Origin of the sequence: Corynebacterium sp. FDAARGOS 1242 (assembly GCF_016889985.1) — a bacterium.
GTDB lineage: Bacteria > Actinomycetota > Actinomycetes > Mycobacteriales > Mycobacteriaceae > Corynebacterium > Corynebacterium minutissimum_B.
Genome location: NZ_CP069568.1, coordinates 1,165,691 through 1,191,410 on the forward strand (window position 1 = coordinate 1,165,691; position 25,720 = coordinate 1,191,410).

29 protein-coding genes are annotated in these 25,720 nt (G+C 58.9%); 8 read left to right on the top strand and 21 right to left on the bottom strand.

Annotation, left to right across the window (positions count from 1 at the left end; all coding sequences use genetic code 11):
* Positions 1 to 5: 5 nt before the first annotated feature.
* The 8 genes from I6J72_RS05580 to I6J72_RS05615 all read right to left on the bottom strand — a co-directional run bounded on the left by I6J72_RS05580 (position 6) and on the right by I6J72_RS05615 (position 3,666).
* Positions 6 to 656 (bottom strand): hypothetical protein, encoded by a 651-nt coding sequence (locus I6J72_RS05580; protein ID WP_204100224.1) that lies wholly within the window; start codon positions 654 to 656, stop codon positions 6 to 8.
* A gap of 2 nt (positions 657 to 658) precedes the next feature.
* Positions 659 to 1,576: a YqaJ viral recombinase family protein gene (locus tag I6J72_RS05585; protein WP_204100225.1), complete on the bottom strand. Its 918-nt coding sequence runs from the start codon at positions 1,574 to 1,576 to the stop codon at positions 659 to 661.
* Positions 1,577 to 1,753: 177 nt separating this feature from the next.
* Complete coding sequence (locus tag I6J72_RS05590) at positions 1,754 to 2,014, bottom strand: hypothetical protein (RefSeq protein WP_204100227.1); 261 nt, start codon at positions 2,012 to 2,014, stop codon at positions 1,754 to 1,756.
* Complete coding sequence (locus I6J72_RS05595; protein WP_204100228.1) at positions 2,011 to 2,310, bottom strand: hypothetical protein; 300 nt, start codon at positions 2,308 to 2,310, stop codon at positions 2,011 to 2,013. The genes I6J72_RS05590 and I6J72_RS05595 overlap by 4 nt, the downstream gene beginning before the upstream one ends.
* The gene (locus I6J72_RS05600; protein ID WP_204100230.1) at positions 2,307 to 2,534 is read right to left on the bottom strand and encodes a hypothetical protein; all 228 of its coding nucleotides are present in this window, start codon (positions 2,532 to 2,534) and stop codon (positions 2,307 to 2,309) included. The genes I6J72_RS05595 and I6J72_RS05600 overlap by 4 nt, the downstream gene beginning before the upstream one ends.
* Positions 2,531 to 2,815 (bottom strand): hypothetical protein, encoded by a 285-nt coding sequence (locus I6J72_RS05605; protein ID WP_204100232.1) that lies wholly within the window; start codon positions 2,813 to 2,815, stop codon positions 2,531 to 2,533. The genes I6J72_RS05600 and I6J72_RS05605 overlap by 4 nt, the downstream gene beginning before the upstream one ends.
* A gap of 82 nt (positions 2,816 to 2,897) precedes the next feature.
* The gene (locus I6J72_RS05610; protein WP_204100233.1) at positions 2,898 to 3,104 is read right to left on the bottom strand and encodes an AlpA family transcriptional regulator; all 207 of its coding nucleotides are present in this window, start codon (positions 3,102 to 3,104) and stop codon (positions 2,898 to 2,900) included.
* A gap of 346 nt (positions 3,105 to 3,450) precedes the next feature.
* The gene (locus I6J72_RS05615) at positions 3,451 to 3,666 is read right to left on the bottom strand and encodes a helix-turn-helix domain-containing protein (RefSeq protein WP_204100235.1); all 216 of its coding nucleotides are present in this window, start codon (positions 3,664 to 3,666) and stop codon (positions 3,451 to 3,453) included.
* A 153-nt stretch (positions 3,667 to 3,819) separates the two neighbouring features.
* Between I6J72_RS05615 and I6J72_RS05620 the strand changes: the two genes are divergently transcribed.
* The 3 genes from I6J72_RS05620 (at position 3,820) to I6J72_RS05630 (ending at position 5,786) form a co-directional block, all read left to right on the top strand.
* Positions 3,820 to 4,176 (top strand): hypothetical protein, encoded by a 357-nt coding sequence (locus I6J72_RS05620; RefSeq protein WP_204100237.1) that lies wholly within the window; start codon positions 3,820 to 3,822, stop codon positions 4,174 to 4,176.
* A gap of 97 nt (positions 4,177 to 4,273) precedes the next feature.
* Positions 4,274 to 5,473, top strand: coding sequence for a site-specific integrase (locus I6J72_RS05625; RefSeq protein WP_204100238.1), 1,200 nt, complete (start codon positions 4,274 to 4,276; stop codon positions 5,471 to 5,473).
* A gap of 85 nt (positions 5,474 to 5,558) precedes the next feature.
* Complete coding sequence (locus tag I6J72_RS05630) at positions 5,559 to 5,786, top strand: hypothetical protein (RefSeq protein WP_204100240.1); 228 nt, start codon at positions 5,559 to 5,561, stop codon at positions 5,784 to 5,786.
* Positions 5,787 to 5,899: 113 nt separating this feature from the next.
* On the opposite strand, the gene ilvC is transcribed toward I6J72_RS05630, so the two are convergent.
* The 3 genes from ilvC to I6J72_RS05645 all read right to left on the bottom strand — a co-directional run bounded on the left by ilvC (position 5,900) and on the right by I6J72_RS05645 (position 9,348).
* Positions 5,900 to 6,913, bottom strand: coding sequence for a ketol-acid reductoisomerase (ilvC, locus tag I6J72_RS05635; RefSeq protein WP_204100242.1), 1,014 nt, complete (start codon positions 6,911 to 6,913; stop codon positions 5,900 to 5,902).
* A 93-nt stretch (positions 6,914 to 7,006) separates the two neighbouring features.
* Positions 7,007 to 7,522, bottom strand: a complete 516-nt coding sequence (ilvN, locus tag I6J72_RS05640) for an acetolactate synthase small subunit (RefSeq protein WP_204100245.1) — start codon at positions 7,520 to 7,522, stop codon at positions 7,007 to 7,009.
* A 5-nt stretch (positions 7,523 to 7,527) separates the two neighbouring features.
* Entirely contained in the window at positions 7,528 to 9,348 is a 1,821-nt protein-coding gene (locus tag I6J72_RS05645) for an acetolactate synthase large subunit (RefSeq protein ID WP_204100246.1), read from the bottom strand.
* Between the two features lie 310 nt (positions 9,349 to 9,658).
* Here I6J72_RS05645 and I6J72_RS05650 point away from each other — a divergent pair, with 310 nt between their 5' ends.
* Genes I6J72_RS05650 through I6J72_RS05660 form a run of 3 tightly spaced genes read left to right on the top strand, consistent with a single transcriptional unit; the run spans position 9,659 to position 13,328 of the window.
* Positions 9,659 to 10,192 carry a PH domain-containing protein gene (locus I6J72_RS05650; protein WP_204100247.1) on the top strand — a complete coding sequence of 178 codons (534 nt, stop codon included), beginning with the start codon at positions 9,659 to 9,661 and terminating at the stop codon, positions 10,190 to 10,192.
* A 2-nt stretch (positions 10,193 to 10,194) separates the two neighbouring features.
* Positions 10,195 to 12,048, top strand: coding sequence for a dihydroxy-acid dehydratase (ilvD, locus tag I6J72_RS05655; RefSeq protein WP_204100248.1), 1,854 nt, complete (start codon positions 10,195 to 10,197; stop codon positions 12,046 to 12,048).
* Positions 12,049 to 12,059: 11 nt separating this feature from the next.
* On the top strand, positions 12,060 to 13,328 hold the full coding sequence (locus I6J72_RS05660; protein WP_204100249.1) for a glycosyltransferase 87 family protein: 1,269 nt from the start codon (positions 12,060 to 12,062) through the stop codon (positions 13,326 to 13,328).
* Positions 13,329 to 13,445: 117 nt separating this feature from the next.
* Here the strand turns inward: I6J72_RS05660 and I6J72_RS05665 are convergent, their stop codons facing one another.
* The 4 genes from I6J72_RS05665 to I6J72_RS05680 form a co-directional block, all read right to left on the bottom strand.
* Positions 13,446 to 13,760, bottom strand: a complete 315-nt coding sequence (locus tag I6J72_RS05665; RefSeq protein ID WP_204100250.1) for a transcriptional regulator — start codon at positions 13,758 to 13,760, stop codon at positions 13,446 to 13,448.
* Positions 13,757 to 14,194 carry a hypothetical protein gene (locus I6J72_RS05670; protein WP_204100251.1) on the bottom strand — a complete coding sequence of 146 codons (438 nt, stop codon included), beginning with the start codon at positions 14,192 to 14,194 and terminating at the stop codon, positions 13,757 to 13,759. Before I6J72_RS05670 ends, I6J72_RS05665 begins: the two co-directional genes overlap by 4 nt.
* A gap of 91 nt (positions 14,195 to 14,285) precedes the next feature.
* The gene (locus I6J72_RS05675; RefSeq protein WP_204100252.1) at positions 14,286 to 15,314 is read right to left on the bottom strand and encodes a DoxX family membrane protein; all 1,029 of its coding nucleotides are present in this window, start codon (positions 15,312 to 15,314) and stop codon (positions 14,286 to 14,288) included.
* Between the two features lie 28 nt (positions 15,315 to 15,342).
* Positions 15,343 to 16,227 (bottom strand): LysR family transcriptional regulator ArgP, encoded by an 885-nt coding sequence (locus tag I6J72_RS05680; RefSeq protein ID WP_204100253.1) that lies wholly within the window; start codon positions 16,225 to 16,227, stop codon positions 15,343 to 15,345.
* A gap of 70 nt (positions 16,228 to 16,297) precedes the next feature.
* Between I6J72_RS05680 and I6J72_RS05685 the strand changes: the two genes are divergently transcribed.
* On the top strand, positions 16,298 to 16,987 hold the full coding sequence (locus I6J72_RS05685; protein WP_204100254.1) for a LysE/ArgO family amino acid transporter: 690 nt from the start codon (positions 16,298 to 16,300) through the stop codon (positions 16,985 to 16,987).
* Here I6J72_RS05685 and I6J72_RS05690 read toward each other — a convergent pair.
* The 6 genes from I6J72_RS05690 to I6J72_RS05715 form a co-directional block, all read right to left on the bottom strand.
* Positions 16,984 to 18,408, bottom strand: a complete 1,425-nt coding sequence (locus I6J72_RS05690; protein ID WP_204100255.1) for a hypothetical protein — start codon at positions 18,406 to 18,408, stop codon at positions 16,984 to 16,986. The two genes, I6J72_RS05685 and I6J72_RS05690, sit on opposite strands and share 4 nt — an antisense overlap.
* Positions 18,409 to 18,605: 197 nt before the next feature.
* Positions 18,606 to 19,667 (bottom strand): NAD(P)-dependent alcohol dehydrogenase, encoded by a 1,062-nt coding sequence (locus tag I6J72_RS05695; protein WP_204100256.1) that lies wholly within the window; start codon positions 19,665 to 19,667, stop codon positions 18,606 to 18,608.
* 55 nt (positions 19,668 to 19,722) lie between these two features.
* Positions 19,723 to 21,228 carry an Asp-tRNA(Asn)/Glu-tRNA(Gln) amidotransferase subunit GatB gene (gene gatB, locus I6J72_RS05700; RefSeq protein ID WP_204100257.1) on the bottom strand — a complete coding sequence of 502 codons (1,506 nt, stop codon included), beginning with the start codon at positions 21,226 to 21,228 and terminating at the stop codon, positions 19,723 to 19,725.
* A 43-nt stretch (positions 21,229 to 21,271) separates the two neighbouring features.
* Positions 21,272 to 22,870 carry an aspartate:alanine exchanger family transporter gene (locus I6J72_RS05705; protein ID WP_204100258.1) on the bottom strand — a complete coding sequence of 533 codons (1,599 nt, stop codon included), beginning with the start codon at positions 22,868 to 22,870 and terminating at the stop codon, positions 21,272 to 21,274.
* A gap of 32 nt (positions 22,871 to 22,902) precedes the next feature.
* Entirely contained in the window at positions 22,903 to 23,934 is a 1,032-nt protein-coding gene (locus tag I6J72_RS05710; RefSeq protein WP_204100259.1) for an ATP-dependent 6-phosphofructokinase, read from the bottom strand.
* A 22-nt stretch (positions 23,935 to 23,956) separates the two neighbouring features.
* Entirely contained in the window at positions 23,957 to 25,330 is a 1,374-nt protein-coding gene (locus I6J72_RS05715) for a DHA2 family efflux MFS transporter permease subunit (RefSeq protein ID WP_204100260.1), read from the bottom strand.
* 48 nt (positions 25,331 to 25,378) lie between these two features.
* On the opposite strand from I6J72_RS05715, the gene I6J72_RS05720 reads away from it, so the two are divergent.
* Positions 25,379 to 25,702, top strand: a complete 324-nt coding sequence (locus tag I6J72_RS05720) for a hypothetical protein (protein ID WP_204100261.1) — start codon at positions 25,379 to 25,381, stop codon at positions 25,700 to 25,702.
* The last annotated feature ends 18 nt before the right edge of the window (positions 25,703 to 25,720 follow it).

Sequence of the window (25,720 nt, forward strand, 5' to 3'; positions counted from 1 at the left end):
CCTTCCTATAGGGATGATTCGAGCCAGAACTCGTTAATATCGGGCTCGTCGTTAATCAGCTGGGGGAATCCGGGCAAAATGAGAAACGGGTCATACGCCGCGGAATGATGTTCAGCTTTCGGAAATGGATCATCGCCGGGGAATACAGCAGCAAGCTCGTCATCGTTGACTACAAGACAACGCCAATTAGCACTCCACCCGTCCGGGTATCCGAGGCCGCGGCATTCTTCCGCAAGGAAAATAGGGGCCGGGACAGACTGGCCCCCAAACAGGTACATCGCCCCGCCGTAATTGAGTTCAATCGACTCGTCGGCGTAGCACACCGCTATTGGGTATTCCGAAAATAGGCGCGAGATTTCCGCCATGACCGGCCCGGGATAGTACCCTTCCGTGAGGAATGAGACCTCCGCCCAATTACGGCCGGCCTTCCTATCGGGCTCGATGACAGTTGTGCAGAAAGCATTTCCCCACACACCTCGGCGGAACAATTCCCACCCCTGAACGATCGGGCTTTTCTTTCCTTCCGTATCCCGCACCGCGGGCGCAGGAATGATCCGGTCGAAATCGAACTGACCTTTTTCGTTCAGGACCAGGCCGAGCACCTCGTCGGCAATATCGATATTGAACCGCATGCGAACAATGCATTTACTAGACATAATTATTCTCCTAAATCGGCGGAACGGTTGAAATACACCTGCGGGGTGGACCCCATTCGGGAACGCCGGTCGGCAATTTTCACGCCGCGGTATTCCGCAATTCGGGCCGATCCCATGAGCTGCGCGGCCTCGGACTTCACGCCGATTACCGCGCTCTTTGCTTCCTTTTCCGCCTCGGCGGTATCCAGCCACCGCAGCGCGGTTTCACGGTCGATTTCCACCCGGCCGTCCCTATCGATTTCCGGGTGCATTCCGCGCACAGCGTCATAGGTAGCTTTCGATTCATCCAGCGGCGGGAAATCACCGGCTCGGATAGCTTCATAGGCTTCCGCTAGTTTCCCCACTACGATGTCGAAAAGTTCCGGGTCCCAGGGCACGTTATGGATTTCCGGTACCCCGGTCGGGCCGAGCACTACGATGGCGGCTTTATGGATTCCAGACACGCCCTGCTGGAAGTTCACCTGAACCAGGTAGTCGTAGGGAATGGAATCCTCTTCATTAGGCCGGCCCCAATCGTTCATCGACATAGCGGTCTTACATTCAATGATGTGGAAGCGTTCCGGGCTGGTAGTGCCGAATTTCCGGTTCATCGCGCGCCTATCAATTGTTGCCATATTGGGGAACGGCAAATCATCGTTTGTATAGGCAAGTTCCGCGCGGCCGCGGCGGGCCACGTTGAGATGCCAGCCGGGGTTATTGTGAATCCACCATTTCGCCAATGATTCTTCAGCGATATGACCCCACGCCGCGCGGTCGGCATTCATCGGCGGGTGATCAACATTCCCGGCCAATTCATGCCAGGCGGCGAACTGGGAGGTCCACCGGGAGACGCCGAGGATTCCGGGGACTTTTGACGCGGTGATCATCCGCGACCATTCCGCCGAGCCGACGGCGGGCGGGTGTTCAAATATTTTGGTCACGATTCATTTCCCTTCTCATTTGACGAAAGACGTATTTGCGCACAGTTTCCGGGTCAATTCCATAGACCGCGCCGAGGCGGGCAAGCGCCCCATATTCACTCATTCCGCACGCGCGGAAATGGCGATATTCGATAGCGACGTCCGGCCATTTAGGCCGCTTCACAGGCAAGGGGCATGTCATGGCTCCGGGTCCCCGTACTTGTGAATGAAGTTCATTTCTACGGTTCCGGGGAAATCATCGGGGATAGACGGCTTCCCCTCTTCAGACAGGGCGGAGGATAAAGACCGCAACGCGGAGCTCATTCCGCGGAGAACATCCCACGCGGATTCCACTTCCGCCTCCAGGCGGGAAACCTTCTTAGATATGACGCCAACCATCACGCCGGGAATCCCCAAAAAGACGCCGAGCACGATATAAGGAATCAAGTCGGCAATCATGAGATCTCTTTCGCGTAGTTCGCAGACTTTTCATTCATTTTGTCGGAAAGGTCTTTCAGTTTGACGCGCGCCTCTTCAACTTCAAGCTTTAGGGAATCCATATCGCTACCGAGGCGCTCTAGGGTCGCCCAGGCAACAGCCTTACGTTCCCTGTTCCCACGAGCTAAATCTAGAGACAATCGCAGATCCTCAAGGTGGTAACAGACCAGTTCTAGAATCTTTTCAAACGCCTTAGCATCAGAAGCTCGAATCAGGCAATGCCTCATCGCAAATTCATACTTTTCCCGATCATTCATTCGGACTCCTCCAGCAATTCAAATTCATAGATGGAAGCCCATTCGAAGCACTCGTCAATCTTTTCCCAGGCTTCATCGAGTTTTCTTCCTATCCACAAAGGGCCATGCTTAGAGACGGTAAAGTTATCGAGTTGCGATATGCACTGTTGTACAATGTCGCACCAATTCATGAATTGACGAACTTCCGCTAACGAAAAGGCGCGGTTGGATTCATCGTTCATCATTCGTTTCCCTCCAGCGCATCAAAGATTTTCGCTTGACGCTTTAAGCGCGCTTCACGCGTTTTGTTGAATATTGATTCCAGTTCCTGCTTAATGGCGAGCAGGATCCCGTCGACGGAATCCAACGAATACAGCAAAGACGTCTTTTTGGGGATACCCGCGGAAGCGATCAGAGTTCTACAAAAATCGACTTCATCCGCGATTGCAGAAAGATTCAATATCGCCATATCACAGCGCGTCTCCGCAGTTGTGAGACTCCTCCAATCCTGAAAATCGCGATTCATACCAGGCCTCCGGCGGCTAGCAGGAGTCCGATTAGGACCGGGGCTCCGAACGCGGCGCCGAGGGCGTAGTCCTTCCAGTGCATTACGCGGCACCTCCCATTCCGGTTACCGCGTCCACGCGCGACTTCAGGAAGCCCACGCGGGCGCGGCCGTTCATCTTGACTTTTACGGGGCCGAGGTCGTCGGCATCGCCGTTCTGGACGTATCGGTACAGGGAGCGGGCGGAGATTCCGAGGATCTCCGCGGTTTCAGGCACCGTATAGGTGCGGGGCAGTTTGCTAGTATTCAATGTGTCCTCTTTCCAAAAAGGGGGCTAGCTCGTTCCCCCGGTCGAAATTTGCAGAAACCACCGGGGGAACTTTTTCGATTTCCCGCGGCCCTATTGGGGGTCAGGCCGCGGAAACTTACAAGGGAGACATGCAGCTACCCCTCGCCCGTCGGCGGGATAGGGGTCATGAGGGCGCTTGACGGCCTCAGAAAGAGGGAACTTCATACCGATTTGACATGCCTCCCGGCTCCACCGGCGAGGAATCGAACCTCACCTATTGCGCACCAGCGCGGGGATACTTTTCACTATTGAATTTTGTTGCGCTCGGCCCTACCCATTCCCCATCGCGGCAGGGGCCGAGCACGCTTTAGACAGATTCAGGAATCAGTAGCAATTTCCCGTATGGAATCCCGGTTATCTTTTGCAGCCTCACTAAATCCTGCAATCCGGGGGCGTTCCGCCCGCGACGCCAATTGCTAACGCACGCCGGGGTGCGGCCGAGGGCTTCCGCCAATGCGTAGTCGGACGAAGCACCTAAGACCTGGCGGGCGCGGTCGAGGGCTTCAGGATCAAGGCGAATCACGAGGGCTCCTTTTGCTTCAAATTGCTACAGTGCATCATTCTAACGCACCAATAATAATTATTGGCACCGGCACACCACATTTTTCAATTGCTGCAGGTAGAGAGCACCGCGTCATTTTGACGCACCCCCGGTCGGGTATATAAACTGGGCTCCATGAACCAGGAACAATGGCTGCGGAAGGTGACTAACGGCGACTCCAACCGCAAGATTTCCGAGCGGGCCGGAATATCCGACGCCACGCTCGGCCGCCACATGAAAAACAATGAACTTCCCGCGGACACGATTATCAAAATTGCCGAGGCCTACAACGCCAACCCGATTGACGCGCTCGTCGCTTTAGGCTTCATGCAGTCAAAGTGGAGTGCAGCGCCTACCCCGCTATCCGCGCTGCGGCAGGCGGGGGACCAGGACTTAACCGACGAAATTCTCTACCGGCTAAAAATATGCGAGGAAATCCGGGGCGAAACAAAGACCGCCCTCGAGGACAACACCCCGGTCAATCAGATGTAAAGCGCAAAAAAGCCCCGCGTGTATTCGAGTACGCGGGGCTGGGAACCGCCCAAAAGTGTAAGCAAAAGAGCAAAGAACCCACAAAGGACTATAACACATGAGCGTCCACAAACGCCTATCGCCCAAAGGAAAAGAACGATGGATCGCGCGCTGGCGCGACCCCGGCGGGAAACAGCACTCTAAAAGTTTCGATACCCGCGGCGAGGCGGTCCAGTGGGAGGCGGACCAAATCAGCGCCGCCGCCCGCGGGAACTATCTGCCTAGTGAGATGCAAAAGCTCACCGTTAAAGACGTTTTCACGCAATGGCTTTACCACCGGCCGCTGCGCTCAGCGAGCCTCATCCAGTACGAATACACCCTCAATAAGAATCTTCCACCAATCGCAGACTATAAAGCCCATGAGCTCACCGCAGCGGACGTTCAAAAGTGGGGGGCGCAACTACGCACCGGGCGGACATGGATAGACCGCAAAGACCGCGGAGTAAGCGAAACCACCGCGCGCAATGCCATGAGGCATCTTAATTCCGCGATGAAGTGGGCAGTTGCGGAAGGAATGATTCCGCGCAACCCCGTTGTCCTTCCGAAACGAAATGACGCCCTCGAGCCGGACCTCATTCCCACCGCCGCGCAGATTCATGCCGTGGCCAAAGGACTACGCGCCGGCGGGGTCAAGTACACGGAAGTGAAGCGGAAGGGCGGCAAGCCGCGCACCAATCATTTACGGCCCGATCCAGTACTTGCAGACATGCTAACGCTCGCCGCGTTCACGGGCGCGCGAATATCGGAGCTGGCCGGCCTTTTGGTTTCCGAAATCGACTATGAGGCCGGAATTATCCGAATCAGGAAGCAGCTCGGGAAAGAGGAACCACGCCGCCGCGTAGAGCTTAAGACCACCGGGAGTCGCCGAGATATTCCAATCGCCGCGGGCGTTACCGCGCTACTTCATCGGCATACCGACGGGCGGGAAGGAAATGAGTATCTTTTCATCTCCGCGACCGGGCGGCCGATCATTCATTCGCGCGCGGCGGTAAAAGTTCGCCGGGTTGCGGAAGCGGTAGGGGCGCCGAATGTTCACTTTCACGCGCTGCGGCATTATTTCGCGTCACAGTTGATTACGGCGGGTGTTCCGATTCAGGACGTGGCGCAGGTATTGGGACATTCATCGGCGGCGACAACGCTGGCGGTTTATACGCATGTGGTTGAGGGCGCGCGGGAGCGGGTAGCCGGGGCGATTAGCTCGGCGATCGGTTCAGAGCTTAAGTCGGCAGCGGTCCCGCTTCACGCAATTGGTGAATAAATTGTGTAATGTGGTGTTGACACTTTCCCCTATTTTGGTATACTTAAGGTGTAAGCAAAAGAGACCGGGAGAAAGGAACCCCACAATGACCCTGGACACCTACCCTGAAACCGAATCCATCATTCAGGTCATGGCCGAGGAAATGAGCCGTTACGGCTACGAAATCGACCATAACGCAGCTCAGGCAATCGCCAACCTCATCGATGAATGCATGGAAGTCGACGATGAAGGCGGAACCGCAATCAACTTCCTTCACGCCCTATTCGAGGGCGCGCGCGCCGCCGCGGACTGGGCCGAGACCGAGCTCGCATAACCCACAAAACGCAAGCAATCCCCCGGCCGAAATAGCCGGGGGAACTTTTTGTGTGATCCATGTGGGATCGTCGACCGGGGCGCGGAGGAAAGCGGCGCCCCTAGCAGGGAAATTTAGACCGTATCGTTCAAAGGATTCTTTACCCAGCTCATGAGGTCGCGCAGCTGGGAGCCGGTCTTTTCGATCGGGTGGTTGTTTACCTTCTCGCGCAACTCCTCAAGCTCCTTGTTGCCACCTTCCACGTTGGCGACGAGGCGCTTGACGAAGGTGCCATCTTGAATGTCGGTCAGGACGTCCTTCATGCGCTCCTTAACGGACTCATCGATAACGCGCGGGCCGGAGAGGTAGCCACCAAACTCAGCGGTATCAGAGCAGGAGTAGTTCATGTTCTGGATGCCGCCCTCAACGATGAGGTCAACGATGAGCTTCAGCTCGTGGCAAACCTCGAAGTAGGCCATCTCCGGCTCGTAGCCGGCCTCGGTGAGGACCTCGAAACCGTTCATGATGAGGTACTCCACACCACCACACAGGACTGCCTGCTCACCGAACAGGTCGGTCTCAGTCTCGTCCTTGAAGGTGGTCGGAATGACACCGGCACGAGCGCCACCGATAGCGGCCGCGTAGGACAGGGTCAGCTCACGACCCTCACCCTTCGGGTCCTGCTCGGTAGCGATGAGGCAAGGAACGCCCTTGCCGTCGACGAATTGGCGTCGGACCAAGTGGCCTGGCCCCTTCGGAGCGACCATACCGATGGTGATGTTCTCAGCTGGCTTGATCAGGCCGAAGTGAATGTTGAGGCCATGGCCGAAGAACAGGGCATTGCCCTCCTCCAGGTTCGGCTCGATGTCGTTGGTGAAGATGGATGCCTGGGAGGTATCGGGAGCCAAGAGCATGATGACATCGGCCCACTTGGCAGCCTCGGCGTTGGTGAGAACCGTGAAGCCAGCTTCTTCTGCCTTTGCGCGGGACTTGGAGCCTTCGCGCAGACCGATGGCAACCTCAACACCGGAATCGCGCAGGTTCATCGCGTGGGCGTGGCCCTGGGAGCCGTAGCCAATGACGGCCACCTTGCGGCCCTGAATGATGGACAGGTCGGCGTCGTCGTCGTAGAGAGTTTCAATAGCCATGATTCTGTGTTCCTTTACTGATACTTGTGTAGGACATCGCTCTAGTGAAGTTGTATCACATTGTAGGACGCTGTGTCCATATTGTGAGATTTGTTATTTAGATGGCGCCATTGCCTTCGGGCCACGGGCCAGCGCCACGTGGCCAGACTGCACCAGCTCGCGGATGCCGAAGGGCTCGAGGACGTCGAGAAGCGCGCGTAGCTTGCCAGGCGTACCGGTTGCTTCAATGACCACGGATTCCGGAGCTACGTCCACGATGCGGGCGCGGAAGATGTTGACCGCGTCGACCACCTGGGGGCGATTCTCGTTGTCCGCAGTAACCTTCACCAGCATGATGCTGCGCGCAATCGTGCTCTCCTCCTCCAGCTCCACAACCTTGAGGACGGGCACAATCTTGTTGAGCTGCTTCGTCACCTGTTCGGTGACCACCTCCGAGGCATCCACCACGATGGTGAGGCGGTTAATCCCTTCGGTCTCCGTCTTGGCAGAAACCAGGGAGATAAGGTTGTAGCCGCGGCGGGTAAACATACCGGTCACGCGGGAGATGATGCCCTCGATATCCTCGACCAGTACGGACAGTGTGTGGCGGGTGATGTCGTCTTTCGCCATTGTGCTTAGGCCTCCTCGAGGGATTCGTGGATCTCGGCCGGTTCCTCGGCCGCGGACTCGTTTTCATCAAATAGTGGGCGCAGGCCCAACGCGTACTGGATTTCCTCGTTCGAGGCACCACCACCAATCATCGGCCACACCTGAGCATCCTGGCCCACGATGAAGTCTATGACTACCGGACGGTCATTAATCTGGCGGGCACACTCGATGGCGGGCGCGATCTCCTCTTCGGTGGTGACGCGAATCGCCACGCACCCCAGAGCCTCACCCAGCTTCACAAAATCGGGCACGTATTCATCGCGCTCGCGCAGCTTGGTGTGGGAGTACTTGTTGTCATAGAACAGCGTCTGCCACTGGCGCACCATGCCCAAGTTTCCGTTGTTAATAACCGCCACCTTGATGGGGAAACCTTCGACCGCTGCGGTGGTGAGCTCCTGGTTGGTCATCTGGAAGCAACCGTCACCGTCAATGGCCCAGACTTCCCGCTCAGGCAAGGCCGCCTTCGCGCCCAGCGCTGCCGGCACGGCATAACCCATGGTTCCGGCACCGCCAGAGTTAATCCAGCTCCGTGGGTGCTCGAAATCCAAGAACTGTGCGGACCACATCTGGTGCTGGCCCACGCCGGCACAGTAGATGGCCTCCGGCCCGACAATCTCACTAAGCTTGGCAATAACCTGTTGCGGGTTGAGCAGCCCATCTGGCGTCGGCTCGAAACCGCATGGGAAGCGGCGCTGCATGTCAGTGAGGTACTCCATCCACGCATCAATCTGCGGTGCAGAAATCTCACTGTCATTGTTATAGGCCTTAGTCAGGCTAAGCAGCACCTCGCGGGCATCGCCCACGATCGGAATGGACACCTCCCGGATCTTGCCTACCTCGGCAGGATCGATGTCAGCGTGAATCACCTCAGCATGCGGAGCAAACGTCTCCGTATCACCAGTAACGCGGTCATCGAAGCGCGCACCGATAGCGATAATGAGGTCGGAGCGCTGGAGCGCCGCTACTGCCGGCACGGTTCCGTGCATACCCGGCATACCCATGTGCAGCGGGTGTGAATCTGGGAAGGAACCTAGGGCCATGAGGGTGGTGACCACGGGAATTCCGGTCAGCTCAGCAAACTCGCGCAGCTCGCGGGAGGCACCGGCCTTAATAACGCCTCCGCCAATGTAGAGCACTGGCTTCTTCGCGCGGGCGATTCGCTTCACCGCCTGCGAAATCTGGCGTGGGTGCGGCGTCGTGGTGGGCTTGTACCCCGGCAGGTCCATCATTTGTGGACCTGTGTATTCCATATAGGCATTTTGGACGTCCTTGGGGATGTCCACCAAAACCGGGCCAGGGCGCCCAGTCGAGGCCAGATGGAAGGCAGCTGAAATGGCCGCCGGGATGTCGGCCGCATCGGTGACGATGAAGTTGTGCTTCGTAATCGGCATCGTCACACCGCGGATATCGGCTTCCTGGAAAGCATCGGTTCCCAGCAACGAGCTACCTACCTGACCGGTAATCGCAACGACGGGGACGGAGTCCAGGTTGGCGTCGGCAAGCGGCGTCACCAAGTTGGTAGCACCTGGGCCCGAGGTGGCAATCATGACGCCCACCTTTCCGGAGGCCTGAGCATAGCCCTCGGCTGCGTGGCCAGCGCCTTGCTCGTGGCGGGTAAGCACGTGGCGCAGCTTCGTCGATTCGAAGAGCGCGTCATAGAGCGGAAGCACGGCGCCGCCCGGAATACCAAACACGAGTTCCGTGCCAAGGTCTTCAAGTGTGCGAACGATGGTGTGTGCGCCCGTGATGCGCTCGGGCGCCTGATGTGGCGGAGTGGAAGCTGTCACGGTAGGTGTGCTCCTTCTATGGGGTGGATATCGGAGAGACCATTGCCTATAACTAACGCCCCCGTCTGTCCTTCTGGGTGTGAAGGTGGCGGGGGCGCTGCAGGTCGACGTCACTGTGGACTCGTTACGGCTCGCGCCGCCCGGGTACTACGAGGTGAAGTCGAATAATGATCATGCGACAAACTATACACTGATAGAAAAGCCACCGCAGGCAATTACCCCCATTTTTGGGATCGTTTTCTCATTTTGCGGGATTTCACAGGTGGGGCGGTTCGCCACAGCACCACACTGTCAATTACGATGACCCACTATGACGTCCTCACACCCGCAGAACGCATCTTCCCGCGCCGACCACTCCCCGGCCGAAACCTTTAAGCCCACCCGCGAACACCTCCTCGGCATTGGGTTACTCGCCGCCATCGCGCTGCTGAGCATCGGCTGGGCACCAAAGTACCTGTTCTGGATTCTCATTTTCCCCATACTTGGTTTCTGGTGGGTCCTACGCTCGCGCACCACGGTGGATTCTCACGGCCTCCACATCAGGTACGGTTTCCGCGGCCCCAAGGACATCGCGTGGAAGGACTTCGCAGGAATCGGCTTCCAGCGTTCGCGTGCCTATGCCCGGACAACCGATGGCGAGAATCTCAACCTCCCCGGCGTGACCTTTAACTCGCTGCCGCGTTTGGCCAAGGCGTCCCAGGGCCGTATCCCCGATGCTCTCACCGCGGGACGCAACGCCGCCGACGACAAAGTCGTCATTGTCCACCGCGACGGCCAGCAAGTCCTCCTCACTAAGGAGGAATACGCCGACTACCTCGAAGCACACCCCGAACTGAAGGAATAACTATGTACCCGCTGCGCTCTAAGGTCACCACCGTTGGCCGCCAGGCATCTGGTGCCCGCGCTCTCTGGCGAGCCACCGGCACCAAGGACACCGATTTTGGCAAGCCGATCGTCGCCATTGCCAACTCCTATACTCAGTTCGTGCCCGGCCACGTCCACCTGAAGAACGTTGGTGACATTGTGGCCGACGCCGTGCGCGAAGCGGGTGGCGTGCCCAAGGAGTTCAACACCATCGCCGTTGACGATGGCATTGCCATGGGCCACAGCGGCATGCTCTATTCCCTGCCCTCGCGAGAGATTATCTCCGATTCCATCGAATACATGGCTAACGCGCATACTGCCGACGCCCTCGTGTGTATCTCCAACTGCGACAAGATCACCCCGGGCATGCTCAACGCTGCGCTGCGTCTCAACATCCCCACCATCTTCGTCTCCGGCGGCCCGATGGAGGCCGGCAAAGCCGTCGTCGTCGATGGCGTGGCGCATGCACCGACAGATCTGATTACGGCCATCACGGCGTCGGCCAGCGAGGCCGTCTCCGATGAGGGACTGGCCCAGGTGGAGGAATCCGCCTGCCCCACCTGTGGTTCCTGCTCCGGCATGTTCACTGCCAACTCCATGAACTGCCTCACCGAGGCGCTCGGCTTGGCACTGCCCGGCAACGGCACCACCCTGGCCACCCACGCCTTCCGCCGTCGCCTCTTTGAACAGGCGGGCCACACCATTGTTGACATGTGCCAGCGCTACTACGGCGAGGAGGACGACTCCGTCCTCCCACGCTCCATCGCCACCAAGGAGGCCTTCACCAACGCCATGGCCCTTGATATGGCCATGGGTGGTTCCACCAACACCATCCTCCACACCCTCGCTGCGGCGCAGGAGGGCGAGGTGGACTTCACTCTCGAGGACATCAACGACATCTCCTACCGCGTGCCCTGCCTGTCCAAGGTGGCCCCCAACGGCACGTACCACATCGAGGACGTACACCGCGCCGGCGGTATCCCCGCCATCTTGGGCGAGCTGCGCCGCGCTGGCCACCTCAACCTCAAGGTACATACGGCTCTCTATGACAACGCCGAGGAATGGCTCGACGACTGGGATATCCGCGGTGGCAAGGCTACCGACGCTGCCCGCGAGCTCTTCCTGGCCGCCCCTGGCGGCGTGCGAACGACCGAGCCCTTCTCCCAATCCAACCGCTGGGATGAACTCGACACGGATACAGTTAATGGCTGCATCCACGATGCCGAGCATGCCTTCTCCTCTGATGGCGGCCTCGTCGTACTGCGCGGCAACTTGGCACCCAACGGGGCCATCGTCAAGGCAGCCGGCGTCGAAGAAGACCTCTGGACCTTCACGGGCCCGGCACGCGTTGTCGAGTCCCAGGAAGAAGCCGTCTCCATCATCCTGAAGAAGGAAGTACAGCCGGGCGATGTCATCGTCATCCGCTACGAGGGCCCCGCGGGTGGCCCCGGCATGCAGGAGATGCTCCACCCGACATCCTTCCTCAAGGGCTCCGGGTTAGGCAAGGCCTGCGCCTTGATTACGGATGGCCGCTTCTCCGGAGGCACCTCTGGCCTCTCCATCGGCCACATTTCCCCCGAAGCTGCGCATGGCGGTCTCATTGGCTTGGTGGAAAATGGCGACCCCATCACCATCAACATCCGCGAGCGCCAGCTCACCTTGGACGTGGATGAGGACGTACTCGCGCGCCGCCGCGCCGCCGAAGAGCAGCGTGAGAAGCCCTGGACACCAAAGGACCGCAACCGCCCAGTCACCAAGGCTCTGCGCGCCTATGCCAACATGGCCACGTCAGCGGATCGTGGTGCGGTGCGCGTGGTGGATATTCACGTCAATTAGAGTATGTGGCGATGAAATTCGCCACTAACGCCGCAAGGCGCACACTCCTGACCGCCGCCGGGCTCATCGTGGGCCTGGTCGGCGTCATCCGCCACGTCCTCCACACGGACTTCCCAGTGGACATGATCATTTACCGCGAGGGCGTGCGCGCCTTTATGGAGGGCCGCTCGGTCTATTCGGAGCCCATGTACGCCGGTGATCTAGCGCTCCCTTTTATCTACCCACCCTTCGGCGCGCTCGTCATGGTGCCTCTCACGGCCTTTGACTGGATGAGCGATGATATGGCGGGCAACATCATGATCGTCCTCTCGGACGCCCTCGTGCTGGCCTGCCTATACGCCATCTTCCGCGCGCTGAAAGTAAAGCCTCTACTGCCGGTTGTGGCGCTGGTCTGGGCGGCCACGATGTTCTTCGAGCCCATTCGCCTCAACAATGGCTTTGCCCAGATCAATATCGTCATCATGGCGTTGGTTGTTTTTGACCTCGTGCCGCGCAAGCGTTGGCTGCCCCAAGGCTGGCTCATCGGTTGTGCAGCGGCCATCAAAATTACGCCGCTGGCCATGCTGCTGTACTTTTTGCTGCGCCGCGAGTGGAAGCCGATTCTTACTGCTTTCATCTCCGCGGTTGTCGCCACGTTGCTAGCCGCTGCCTACCGCTGGGATGCCTTCGTAGAATTCTTCACGTCAAAGCTGCTCGACATGGGCTCCGGTGGGGACTTCGGCGTGGGCACGGCCTATCAGTCCAATTCCTCCCTCAAAGGCGTCATCCAGCGCCTCTTTACGTCACAGGAGGCCATGGACAATCACGGCACACTCATCAACGTGCTGTGGCTGGTCGCAGCGCTCGCGGTCATCGGTGTTGGCTCAGCACTCATTGTGGCGCAGGTAAAGCAGGGGCTGCTTGTCGACGCCCACCTCACCACCGCCACCGTCATGCTGCTCATCTCCCCCGTCTCGTGGTCGCACCACTGGGTCTGGCTCTCCCTCATCGTGCCGGTGATGATGTACCGCGCGTGGACTTGGCGCCGGTCCACCTGGGTGGTCGGCAGCCTGTTGGCAGTTCTCGTTGCCTGGGTAGGGATGCTCGTCACCGTCCCAGCCAAATGGTGGTTCGGCGATGCCATCGATGTTCACACAATGCCGCTCTATCAGAAATTCCTGGTCGATGACTTCGTGTGGCTCGCACTGCTGGCGTGGGCGCTCTACGCCATCTGCCTCAAGGTTAAGGAAACCCAAGCAGACGAACCTCATGCTGCACTCGCTGCGACTCCTACCAGCTAAGCCAAGCGCAGATTCGGGGTGCACACTGCCCTACCTGCCAAAGTTATGCGCCGTCATTGCCGCGCGAGGGAAAACTCTGGCAACTTGGGCACCTCATTCATTAGCACGATTCAGATCTCAGCCCTCGGCTAGAGCCTTGAGCGCTGCTAGGTGACCGTCGAAGGCTCGCTTGCCTTCTGCCGTCAAGGCCACCCACACCGAGTCCTTGGCGCGGCTGGTGCCGTACTCGCGGAAGCGAGTCACGTAGCCGGCTTTTTCCAGAGCTCCGAGTTGCTTGGACAGGGAGGCATCGGAAAGCTCCGTGCGGTCACGTAACTTGGCGAACTTCATCTCTCGGTTTACCTCCCCGCCCTGCGTGGCTCCGAAGGCATTGAGCGTGGCACAGATTTTGAAGCGGTTGAGCGGGTGAATAACAGGGTCGAGGCCACTCATCGCGGCATCCTGTCCAGCGCACCGGTGTGTAGCGTCCAAAAGACCGCCATGGCGCACAGCACACCCGCGATGCACGAGGCAACGAGGTGACCTTCAACGAAGGGATTGAAGAGCGCCGGTAAAAACAAAAATCCTAATCCTGCGTAGTAGCGCCACGTAACGCTACGGGAAGCATGAGGATCCACCTTCTGGCGCATCGAATCCCGAACCCCCGAGCGGTAAAACACAGCCAGACCTATCAAAAGACCGAGAACAAGCAGAAGCCCACCCACGAGGACGAGCGGGTGGACATCATCCTTGATCCACATATAGGCAAACCAAGCTCCGTAGGCCACCGCCGCAAGCAGAGTCAACCAAACGGGCGGCCGCTTGGCCGCGGCCGCGTGTTGCTCTTCCGCAAATGCGAGCGCTTCCCGGACATCCTGATCCGCCATGACGAAGACTCCCCTTTCGCGGCTTCCACCGCGTTGTTTTCCAATCCGGAAATCAACTTACTTTACGAAATGGAAAATAACAAGAGGGCGCTTAACTCAGCGGATTAACTCCAGTTCCGAACCACCAGATAGCGACGAGTGCCGCGACGCCAATAACAACGAAAATCCAGGACGTGGCCAGCGGGCGGCGGGTCCAGGATCGGTTGAAGTCCAAGGAGATGAACCCCGGGCCGGTAAACTGCAAAGCGACCGCGATGGCAAACAGCACGAGGCCCAGCCAAACGCTTTCGTCCCACGCAAAGATATCGAGGCCATCACCCGAGGTGTTGAGTCCGTGGATGGCCTCGAAACCGGTCACAATCAGGCCGAACATCGCGGCCAGTGGGGTAACCAAACCAAGCAGCAGGAAGGCACCGGCGATGAGCTGGACGGTCGGCACACCGATGGCCAAGGCAGCCGCCATGGTGTACTCGCCGTACTCGTTCTCAAGACCCGACAGGCCCTCATTGCCGCCCAGCTTGAAGAAGGTAGACGCACCGGCGACGAGCAGGTATATACCCAACGCCAAGCGCACGAAGAGCAGGCCGAAGTCGATGGTGCCGCGGCGAGCTCGCTGAGGCTCCTCCGCGGTCACCTTGGTCTCTGAATCGGACTCGATAGCCGGGTCAGCCACAGCGACGGTACTGGGCACGTCATCGTACGTCTCAGCTGAAGGCTCTGCAGTGGCTTCTGCTCGCGGAAAAGCGGAGGTCTCAGTATCTGCAGCGGAGCTATCAAAAGACAGGGAGTCGCGAGTGTCACGAGAGGCACTCTCAAAGGTTTCGGTCTTGGCCTCAGCAGCAGGATCAGCCGTAGGTGCAGGGTCGGTCGAGGCGGCGTCCGCTGGCTTTGGCTTAATAACCGTCGGCTCAGCGCGGCCAGCACGCTGGAAGAGGCGGCTCTTCTTCGGCTCCTCAGCAGCAGCCGTATCAGCCACTGCGTCAGTGGTGGTGCTAGCGGTGGTGTCAGTGGCGGTCTCCGCCGCGTCGCGCTTGCTCGCCTTTACGGAGTTAGCGCCAGAGTTGTAGGTAGGGATGTCATCGTCGATGTCGGTTGCTTTATCAGGAGTCTTATCGCTCATGCCTCCAACTTAAGCCAGTGCACGGTCCTTATGGTGCATCCTGATCGGCGCGGCGTGTAGCTAAAACTGCCCGGCCAGCGGCAAGGACGTCACCGGTGAGGTCGGCTAGCACCTCAGATTCGAGGCGCCATCGCTGCCAATAGAGGTCGATGTCGAGCGGGAAATCGTCGAGAAGCACCAGCTCCCCCGCGTCCAACAGAGGCTGCGCCTGCAACCGCGGCACCAGGCCCCATCCCAAACCAAAGCGCACTGCCTCGACATATGACTCGGACGAGGGGATCTGTGAGACCCGTGCGCGCAGGACGTGGGAGTCGATGAAACGCTCGCGCATGGCGTCGTCCAAGGTGGCATCGTTCGGACCGAAGCCCACGATGGGCAGGGTATCCCAGTCTTCGAAACCCTCCGCCAGGCTTGGTGCAGCGACGGCAAAGTAGCGCATGGTGCCCAGGTACGTAGATTCGCACCCGGAGACCGGGGTTTGCTCGCGTGTGACCGCGCCCAGCACGTCGCCGCGGCGCAACATGGCCAACGTGCGGGCCTCATCCTCAATGCGGATGCGCAGGGCCGCCTCGCCCCTCTCCGCAGTGCGTTGGATCACTGGCCGAAACCAGGTAGCCAGCGAATCGGAATTGATAGCTACGGTCAGCGGCACGCGGGATAGGCGTTCAGTAAGGCGGGCATCAGCCTCCGCTTGGACGAGAGCCATACGCCGCGCAGCCTGGGCGACGATCTCGCCGGCTTCAGTCACAGTGACGGGATTTCCTCGGCGCAGCAGGATGCGTCCGGTCGAAATCTCCAGCGCTTTGATGCGCTGACTCACGGCAGAAGGAGTGATTCCCAACACGCTTGCGGCCGCCTCGAAGGAGCCCTCATCGACGATGGCCAGCAAAGTTTCAGTATGCAGTGGGTTCATGAAGCTATTTTAAACCAGCTGTAGAACACTTAACTGGACTTCATGTGCAATCTTCCGCACACTGGATGCCATGTCAGTATTGCTCGCAGGATTTGCGCTGGGACTCTCCCTCATCATCGCCATTGGACCGCAGAACGCCTACATCATCAAGATGGGCATCAAACGCGATCATGTCGGTGCGATTCTGCTTGCTTGTTTGCTGTCCGACGTCGTCCTGATCAACGCCGGCACCGCTGGTGTGGGCTTTCTGGTGGAGCGCTTCCCCACCGCGCTGACCGTGGTGAAGTACCTCGGCGCGGCCTACCTCATTTACTTTGGCTTCACGTGCTTCCGCGATGCCTTTAAGAAGGAGCAAGAGGCGCTTGTCGTCGAGAAAACCGAACCCGTCGCCGCGTCGGTCGACGCCAACGGCGGCAAGAGCGATGCGCCGTATAGCTCGGTTCTGACGAAGATTCGCCCTCGCGTGCGCTCTAAATCCTGGGTTAAACCAGTCATGGCGGCAATGGCGCTGACGTGGCTTAATCCCCTGGCCTATGTTGATGCACTGGTCATGCTCGGCGGCATTGCCAACCAATACGGCGAGCAGCGCTGGATCTTCGCCGCCGGTGCCGTACTCGCCAGTGCCGTCTGGTTCCCCTCCCTCGGCTTTGGTGCCTACAAGCTCTCCAACGTGCTTGCGAAGCCGGCGACGTGGCGCATCGTTAACATCGTCATCGGCTGCGTCATGATTGCACTAACGGCAAAGCTGCTGCTCCACTAATTCTGAGCGGGGCGGCCCTCTACAGGCTCGTCCTCAGCGGGGTCGCCGACGGCACCGGTCTCCTCGACCCACTCCTTGATTTCTTCCTCGCTGCGATCTTGCTCCACGCCGTCGCGCTCGGTGTAGTAGGTGTGGTCATTGCGGCTTTCCTCCCACTTCTCTTTGTCGAAGTCCACGTCATCGTCACCGTGCAACTCGTCTACGACCTCCGTGACAAGATCCTCGTACAACGCTTCATCATCCATGTTGGAGTCCGCAATCTGCTGACCAATCTCGTCGTCGTAGCGCTCGGCATCGTAGGCCTCATCCGGGTGCAGCTTGAGGTGCAGCAGCGCGCGAATGCGCTCACGACGCAGGCCTTCGTCCTTAATCTGGCCCAAGGAACGCAGCCACCCAAAGACCAGAATGGCCACGAGGACGATTCCCATGTACCCCAGTACTGGATAGACATACTGCATGAGCGCCTTGAAGCCAGCGAAGGATACCGCGAAACCGGCAAGGCAGCCGGCGATAAAAATGATGTGGTACTTCGACTCGTTGCCGGACGATAGGCGCTTGCCCAGCGCATAGAACATGCCGATAGCCGTGTTAAAGATCATCAGGTAGATGATGACGGCCATGATGAGGCCGAGAGTCGGGTGAATCCCATCGACCAAGGTGAGCATCGGGATGTCAGAATCTCCAACGGCCTCCGCGTTCATGAGCAAGGAGAAGCCGGCGATACCCATGAGCACGGCATAGACCGCGCCACCTACGATGCCGCCCCACCCGGCTTCGCGCGGACTAATGTTATCGCCGCCGATGACCAGTGACATTGACACGGCCAGAATGAGGGCTAGGCCGTTGTAGTTGAGCGCGGACACCAGCCAGTTCGGAATCGGCGATTCGATGGCAGCGGAGGCGTCGATGGCAGCGGAGACGTTCTCCGGCATGTGCATCAAGGTGTAGACGCCCACAAACAGCACCGCAATGATGATCGACGGGGTCAGCAGGCCGATGACACGGGAGACCTTGTCCACGTCCATCATGCCGGTCACCAGGACGAGGACGAGCATTAGCAGTGAGCCGATCCACGCTGGCCAGCCAAATTGCTGCTGCATGTTGGAACCCGCGCCAGCCAACATGACGAAGCCCACCGCGAAGAGAGTAAGAATTACGGCAACGTCGAGAATGCGCGAGATGATCGGGTGGGTAATGTTCCGGAACACCTGATTGTGTTCACTGGCATGGAAGTAGCTGCCCAGCTGAAGGAACACCGTTCCGGCCAGTGTCATAACAAGGCCGGCAACCACAATGCCCCAGATTCCGTTGATTCCAAAGGACGTGAAATACTGGACAACTTCCTGGCCCGTAGCGAAGCCTGCTCCAACAAGCAGGCCGATAAAGGACAGGGCAATGCCCGCAACGTTTTTATACGACACGTATATCCATCTTCTTTTCTGAGTGTGAAGGAATAAAAACGCGCCACGGCTCCCGTCAGAAGCATGGCGCACGACTTATGTCCACGGTACGCCCCAAAGAAAAGAAAATGTAGGTGCGTCGGCCGAGATATTACTCCAAATTACTTTCACCAATGAGCAATATCACCGCTATCTCCGTTCTAGGTCACAAAGCCCTTCTATCCTTGGTGTTCCGCAAACGTCGCAGTATCAATGACGAAGCGGAACTTGACGTCACCGGCCACGACGCGGTCATAGGCGGCGTCCACCTCATCGACGCTGACCTTCTCGATGACTGCGCCGAGGTTATGCTCCGCGCAGAAGTCCAGCATTTCCTGGGTTTCTGCAATTCCACCGATGTTGTTGCCGGTGAGCACCTTGCCGCCGCCGACGAGACGGTTAATGCGCAAAGAGAGTGCTTCCGGAGGCAGGCCGACGACGGACATGATGCCGCGCGGCTTGAGCAGACGCAAGTAGTCCTCCAGGTCATACTCAGCGGAGATGGTGGACAGGATGAGGTCAAACTCGCCGCGGTGGTTCCTAAAGAAGTCCTCTTCCTCCGTGGTTGCTAGAAGGCGGGTAGCCCCTAGCTTCTTGGCATCCTCAGCCTTGCGCGTGGTACGGGAGATCACGGTGACATCCGCGCCCTTCGCGGCAGCGATCTGCACGCCCATGTGACCCAGTCCACCAAGTCCGACGATGGCGACCTTCTGGCCTTCCTTGACGTCCCAGCGAGCCAGCGGCGAGTAGGTGGTGATACCAGCGCACAGCAGCGGCGCCGCTACATCAAAGTCAAGGGAATCTGGGATGCGGAGGACGAAGTTCTCGTTTACGACGACCTTCTCGGCGTAGCCGCCCTGCGTAATCGTGCCGTCGACGTCCTGAGAGTTATACGTGCCGACGTTGCCGTTTAAGCAGTTTTGCTCCATCCCGGCCTGGCACTGCTCGCACTCGCCGCAGGAATTGACCATACAGCCGACACCAACGCGGTCACCGACCTGGAATTTGGTGACGTTCTCCCCCACGGCGGACACCACGCCGGCAATCTCATGGCCAACGGTGAGGGGAAAGTGCGCCTCGCCCCACTCGTTGCGGATGGTGTGAATATCCGAGTGGCAGATACCGGCTGCCTTAATGTCGATGACGACGTCATCGGCGCGCGGGTCGCGGCGCTCAATCGTTACGACCTTGTAGGGTTCGTTTGGGCCGGTTTTCTGCAGTGCTTTCGCTCTAGTAGTCATGGCGCCCACGGTACCCCGCAGGCGCCTGACCTCGCATAATGGAAATTTTTACCAACTAGGAGAGTTTCTTAGCGATGAGCTGGTTGACCTGACCCGGGTCCGCCTTGCCCTGGGTAGCCTTCATGACGGCGCCGACGATAGCACCGGTGACCTTCTTGTTGCCGGCCTTGTACTTCTCCACGATGTCGGGATTGGCAGCCAGCGCCTCATCGACGGCCTTTTCAATGGCACCATCATCGCGCACGACTTCAAGGCCACGCTTGGCGACGACCTCATCGACGTCACCCTCACCTTCCAGTACACCGTCGACCGCTTGGCGGGCCAGCTTGGTGGTGAGCTTGCCTTCCTTGACCAGCTCGACCACGCGGGCAACCTGGGCTGGGGTGATGTTGAGTGCGGTAAGGTCTACGCCTGCCTCGTTGGCCTTACCGGTGAGGTAAGAAACCCACCAGGAGCGCGCCTCATCCGGAGAGGTGCCGGCTTCCACGGTTTCGATGATGAGGTCAAGTGCGCCTGCGTTGACCAGGTCACGCATTTCCTCATCCTTGAGCCCCCACTCTTCCTGGATACGAGCGCGGCGAATCCACGGCATCTCCGGCAGGGTCTGGCGGATCTCCTCAACCCACTCGCGGGACACGATGACCGGCGGCAGGTCAGGATCATTGAAGTAACGGTAATCTTCCGCCGTCTCTTTCGGGCGGCCCTTCGACGTGGAGCCGTCCGTTTCCTGGTAGTGGCGTGTTTCCTGGACGATCTCTCCGCCGTCGACAAGCACCTGCGCCTGGCGCTGCATCTCGAAACGAACCGCCTGCTCTACCGAGCGCAGCGAGTTGATGTTCTTGGTTTCGGTGCGGGTACCGAACTCCTCTTGACCCACCGGGCGCAGCGACACGTTGGAGTCCACGCGCATCGATCCCTGGTCCATGCGGGCATCGGACACGCCCAAGGCCGCTACGAGCTCGCGCAATGCGGACACATAAGCGCGGGCTACCTCTGGAGCGCGCCCGCCCGCGCCGATAATCGGCTTCGTCACGATCTCAATGAGAGGAATACCCGCACGGTTGCAATCCACCAGCGAAGAGGTGGCACCGTGGATGCGACCATCCGCTCCGCCCAGGTGGGTGAGCTTGCCGGTGTCTTCCTCCATGTGGGCGCGCTCAATCTCTACGCGCCACTCAGTGCCGTCGTCCAAGACAACGTCCAAGTAACCGTCGTACGCGATGGGCTCATCGTACTGGGAAATCTGGTAGTTCTTCGGCTGGTCCGGGTAGAAGTAGTTCTTGCGGGCAAAGCGCGATGACTCCGCGATGGAGCAGTTCAGCGCGAGGCCAATCTTGATAGCGCCTTCCACGCCTTTGGAGTTGACCACAGGAAGGGCACCGGGCAGGCCCAGGGACACCGGGTCAACGTTGGAGTTGGGGGCTGCGTTGAAGTTCGTGGGCGAGGTGGAGAACATCTTGGTCTCCGTGTTGAGCTCCACGTGGACTTCCATGCCCATAACGGGTTCGAACTTTTCTAGGACCTCGTCATAGTCCATCAGGTCATACATCGCAGCAGTCATGCGTGCCATCTTAGTATGTCAACGCGACTCCATGCGCAACCGGCTAGCCCAAGACGGTGAGGCCATGCGTGACGAGAATCTTGGCAATCATTGCCGCCGGGTACACCATGGCGTAGCCCAGTGCTACGCGCTGGTCAGTATTGGTGCGATTGTTGACAAAGGCCAGCACTGCCGGCTGCGTTTGCGCACCTGCCAGTGCGCCGGCAGTCTTGGTGGCTCCAACGTGCAAGAACCTCCGCAGGACAAAGGCATACCCTGTCGCCACAATGCTGGTGACAATAACGCCGAGCAGAAGAATCTTCCACCATGAACCGCTGGTAAAGGCGCTGGCAATCTCGCTACCGGCATTCGTGCCTGCCTGAGCCAAGAAGAGCAATAATCCCAGCTCCGCCAAGATGGTGTTTGCGGAGTGCGGCAAAGCGGTCACCGTGCTACCAATGCGTCCGATGCGCGCCATCACAAGTGCCACGATGAGCACTCCTGCCGCAGCACCCAGATTGAAAGAAGATCCGCCCGGAATCGGAATGTCGATGTGGCCCAGAAAAATACCCAAAGCAAGGCCCAAGCCAAGGGAAACAGGGTTGATGTCGGTCAATCCCTGGGAAGAATCACCTAGAAACTTAGAAATTTCCCGCATAGCACTCTGGCGGCCGACCACACGCACGCGGTCGCCCAGTTCCACGATGTGCTCGGGGATAGCTACCTGGTCATTGTCTGCTCGGCGGACACGGGAGATGCGTGCTCCCCATCTATCAGAAAGTTGGTTATTGAGTTCCGCGATGGTCTGTCCGGCTAGATTGTGCTCAGAAATGGTGATGCGGCGGAAATCAAGGTCATGGCGGTCGTCGTTGAGAATCTGTGGGGACTCACGTCCGGAGCGCTCAATAATGTTGTCAAGGTCCTCCGGTGCGCCCACCAGCGTCACGACGTCTCCTGGATGCAGTACATCAAAGTACTTGGGGATAACAATGTCATTGCTGCCGACGCGACGCAGACGAGTGACCTGGATTTCCCCATTGCCAATGTCCGCAATTTCGGCGATCGACGTTTCACGCTGCAGCTGCATGTGCTGGCGGGTCACCGGTGAAAGGGTGTCGTCGTCATTGCCGGCATCCCGAAGCACGACGACTGTCGCCACCAGCATGCCGATGACACCAAAAAGGTAGGAAACCGCATAACCCACGGTCGCAGCACCAGGATCGCCCGTGGCTTCCGACGCCGCTGCCAGTGCCGGGGTATTCGTCACGGCACCGGCAAACGTGCCAGCAATCGTGGCGAGGGGAAGCTCAAAGACGAATGTTCCCAAGCCCCACGCGGCGATTGCAGCGACGAGGAACACGGCAATCATGGACAACACTGGCCCCGTGGCCGTCTTCAGGGATTTGAAGAAGGACACTCCGGAATTGTTACCAATTCCGAAGGCAAACAACACGAGGCCGAACATGCCCAGAATCGGCGGCACCGATGCTTCCACTCCAGCTGCCGAGGCCGTTGCCGAAAAGGCGATGCCCAAAAAGAGCACGGCTGCCGCGCCGAGGCTGATGCCCTTGGTCTTGATGCCGCCGAGGGCCATACCGACACCAATGAGCAGAAAGACCAACAGGACGGGTTGATCAGCAAAATAAGCGAGGACGCTCGTCATTACTTCCTTTAAAACGTGGTTCTACGCGTCCTTTAACCGAACAGGGCCTGCGCGTTGGCGTAGCGCTTTTCTGGGACCACCTTGAGCTTGCCGACGGCCTCTTCGAGCGGCACCAAATCAATATTCTCTCCGTGCAGGGCCACACACATTCCAGACTTGCCGTTGTGAGCCGCGCGTGCAGCGTGGGTGCCGTAGCGGGTAGCGAGGACGCGGTCATAGGCTGTCGGCGTACCACCGCGCTGGATGTGGCCAAGGACCGTGGTACGCACGTCATAGCCCGTGCGCTTCTTAATCTCATCGCCGATGACTTGGCCAATACCGTTGAAGGTCTGGTGACCAAACTGGTCCACACCGCCCTCTTCGAAGTCCATCGTGCCTTCCTTGGGAAGGGCACCTTCTGCGACGCAGACGATGCCGTACTTCTCCCCCATCTGGAAACGGCGTTCCATGGCCTTAGTGATATCGGCAATATCAAACGGCACCTCAGGAATCACCGTGTAGTGTGCACCGCCGGCCATACCTGCATGCAGCGCAATCCAGCCCACGTGACGGCCCATGACCTCAACGATGAGAATACGGTCGTGGGACTCCGCCGTAGTGTGAAGACGATCGATGGCGTCGGTTGCTACGGAGACCGCGGTGTCGAAGCCGAAGGTATAGTCCGTAGCGTTGACATCGTTGTCAATAGTCTTCGGCACGCCAACGACCGGTATGCCGTTGTCAGAAAGCCACTTGGCGCCCTTGAGGGTTCCCTCACCGCCGATGGCGATGAGCGCGTCAACTTCGGCGTCGGCCATATTTGCCTTGATGGTATCCAGACCCGCCTTGAACTTGTCTGGGTGCAGGCGGCCCGTACCGAGGATGGTGCCACCGCGTAGAAGAATGCGGTCAATCTCTGCATCATCATAAAGGTCACGACGACGGTCCTCCATGAGACCAACCCAGCCGTCCTCGTAGCCGACGACCGTATCGCCAAATTCGTTAGATGCGGTGCGAACGACCGCGCGGATAACAGCATTTAGACCGGGGCAATCACCACCGGATGTCAGTACAGCAAGACGCATGAGTCCCAATCTACCCCCTTCCCTATAGCTGTGCAGGTTCCGTAACCGCATGCAGGGTGTCTCGGAAGAAGAGTGACGCGCCCCACCCTACTGCCAGCATCATCACAATGATGATGAGGGAATTCGCAGCGCCGGCCACCTGCATCACGGCTGAGACCGCCGCGACGCCAATGACGGAGCCTACTTGACGCGACGTGTTGTACACGCCCGATGCTGCTCCCATGAGCTGTGGCTCGATGTCTCGCATGGTAGTGGCTGCATTAGAGCCCCAAATAAAGGACTGCCCTGCCCCCAACGCCGCGCATGGAAGGGCCAACCACCACGGAGTGACATCAGCACGCATGAGAAACCACAAGGCGAAAAATGTCGCGATAAGAATTCCAAAGCCGGTAGCTGCCAGTCGACGTGGATCCAGCTTGTCCGCAAGGATCCCTGCCAGGGGTGATACGCACAACGACACTAGCGCCATAGGTGTCACCACGAGGCCCGCATCCCGTGCGGATAGCCCTTGCGAGCCCTGCAGCCACATCATGATGGGAATCATCATCGACGCTGCCATAAATCCCATCGCCACGATTGCGACCGAGCCCGCGGAATAGTTACGGTCTGCGAAGAGCTCGAGTGGAATCAGTGGTTCGCGGCTGCGCTTTTGCAGTCGGACGAAGAACGCGATTCCGACGAGACCTACGCCAAGGAGCACCCAGATCCACCACGGCCAGCCTGTCTCTGGGCCCTGTTGGACGGCAAAGACAAGACAGCTCAGCGCAACAAATGACGCCGCCACTGAAACGTAATCAATCTTCCTTGCCGTCGTTGGCAGGGACGGTACCCACAGCGCTGCAAGAAGAATAGCCGCGATAACGAAGGGGACGTGAACCCAGAAGACTGCCTGCCAGCCAAAGACCGCAACAACGAATCCACCCAACAGAGGTCCTGCCAAGGACGCTACCGAACCCACAATGCCCCAGACTCCCAGCGCACGACCGCGCCGCTCACGGGCAAAGACCCGATTAATCACCGCCATAGTTTGCGGCATCTGAATGGAAGCCCCGAAGCCCTGAACCGCGCGAGCAGCAATGAGAAACTCCACGTTAGGCGCTAGCGCGCACAGGAGAGCTCCGATGCCAAAGAGACCTACGCCGAGCTGGAACATACGTTTTTGTCCGTAAATATCCCCGAGCCTGCCGGTAAACAGCAAGGGCACTACAACAGCCAGCAAGTAGATAGCAGACACCCACAGCACCTGATTGACTCCAGCGTTGAACTCCCGGAGGACGTCGGGAAGCGCAACGGCAATCATTGTCTGGTCCAACAGAGAAATAAAAAATCCCAAAGACAGCGCGGCCATAGCACGCCAAGCTTGGCTTTCAGGTGGAAGCGCAACGGGTTCAGTCATGCAGCGAAGTCTAGCCACCGCCACGGACACCGGCCTACACTGGGCGGCATGGGAATGATTGACATTAAGAAACCACAGGACGTTTCAACTGCCACTACCGTAGCTCTGGGACTCATCGGCGGATGGCTTACCGCCAGGGAAACTGGAATTCGCCCGCTCGGTGGCGTTGTCCTCGCCGCCGCGGGTGCATGGGCTGGCCGCAGCTGGTGGAGTAAGACGAACCCAGCGACCACTGCGGGATTGACCGCACTGTACGCAGGTGCGTTCGGCCTTTCACACCCCTTGGCCAAGAAGATCGGCGCCTGGCCTTCTGTCCTCGCTGTCACCGCCGCGAGTGCCGGTGCCGCCTACGCGTTTTCCGACGCCCACTAAGACCACACCCAATAAAAC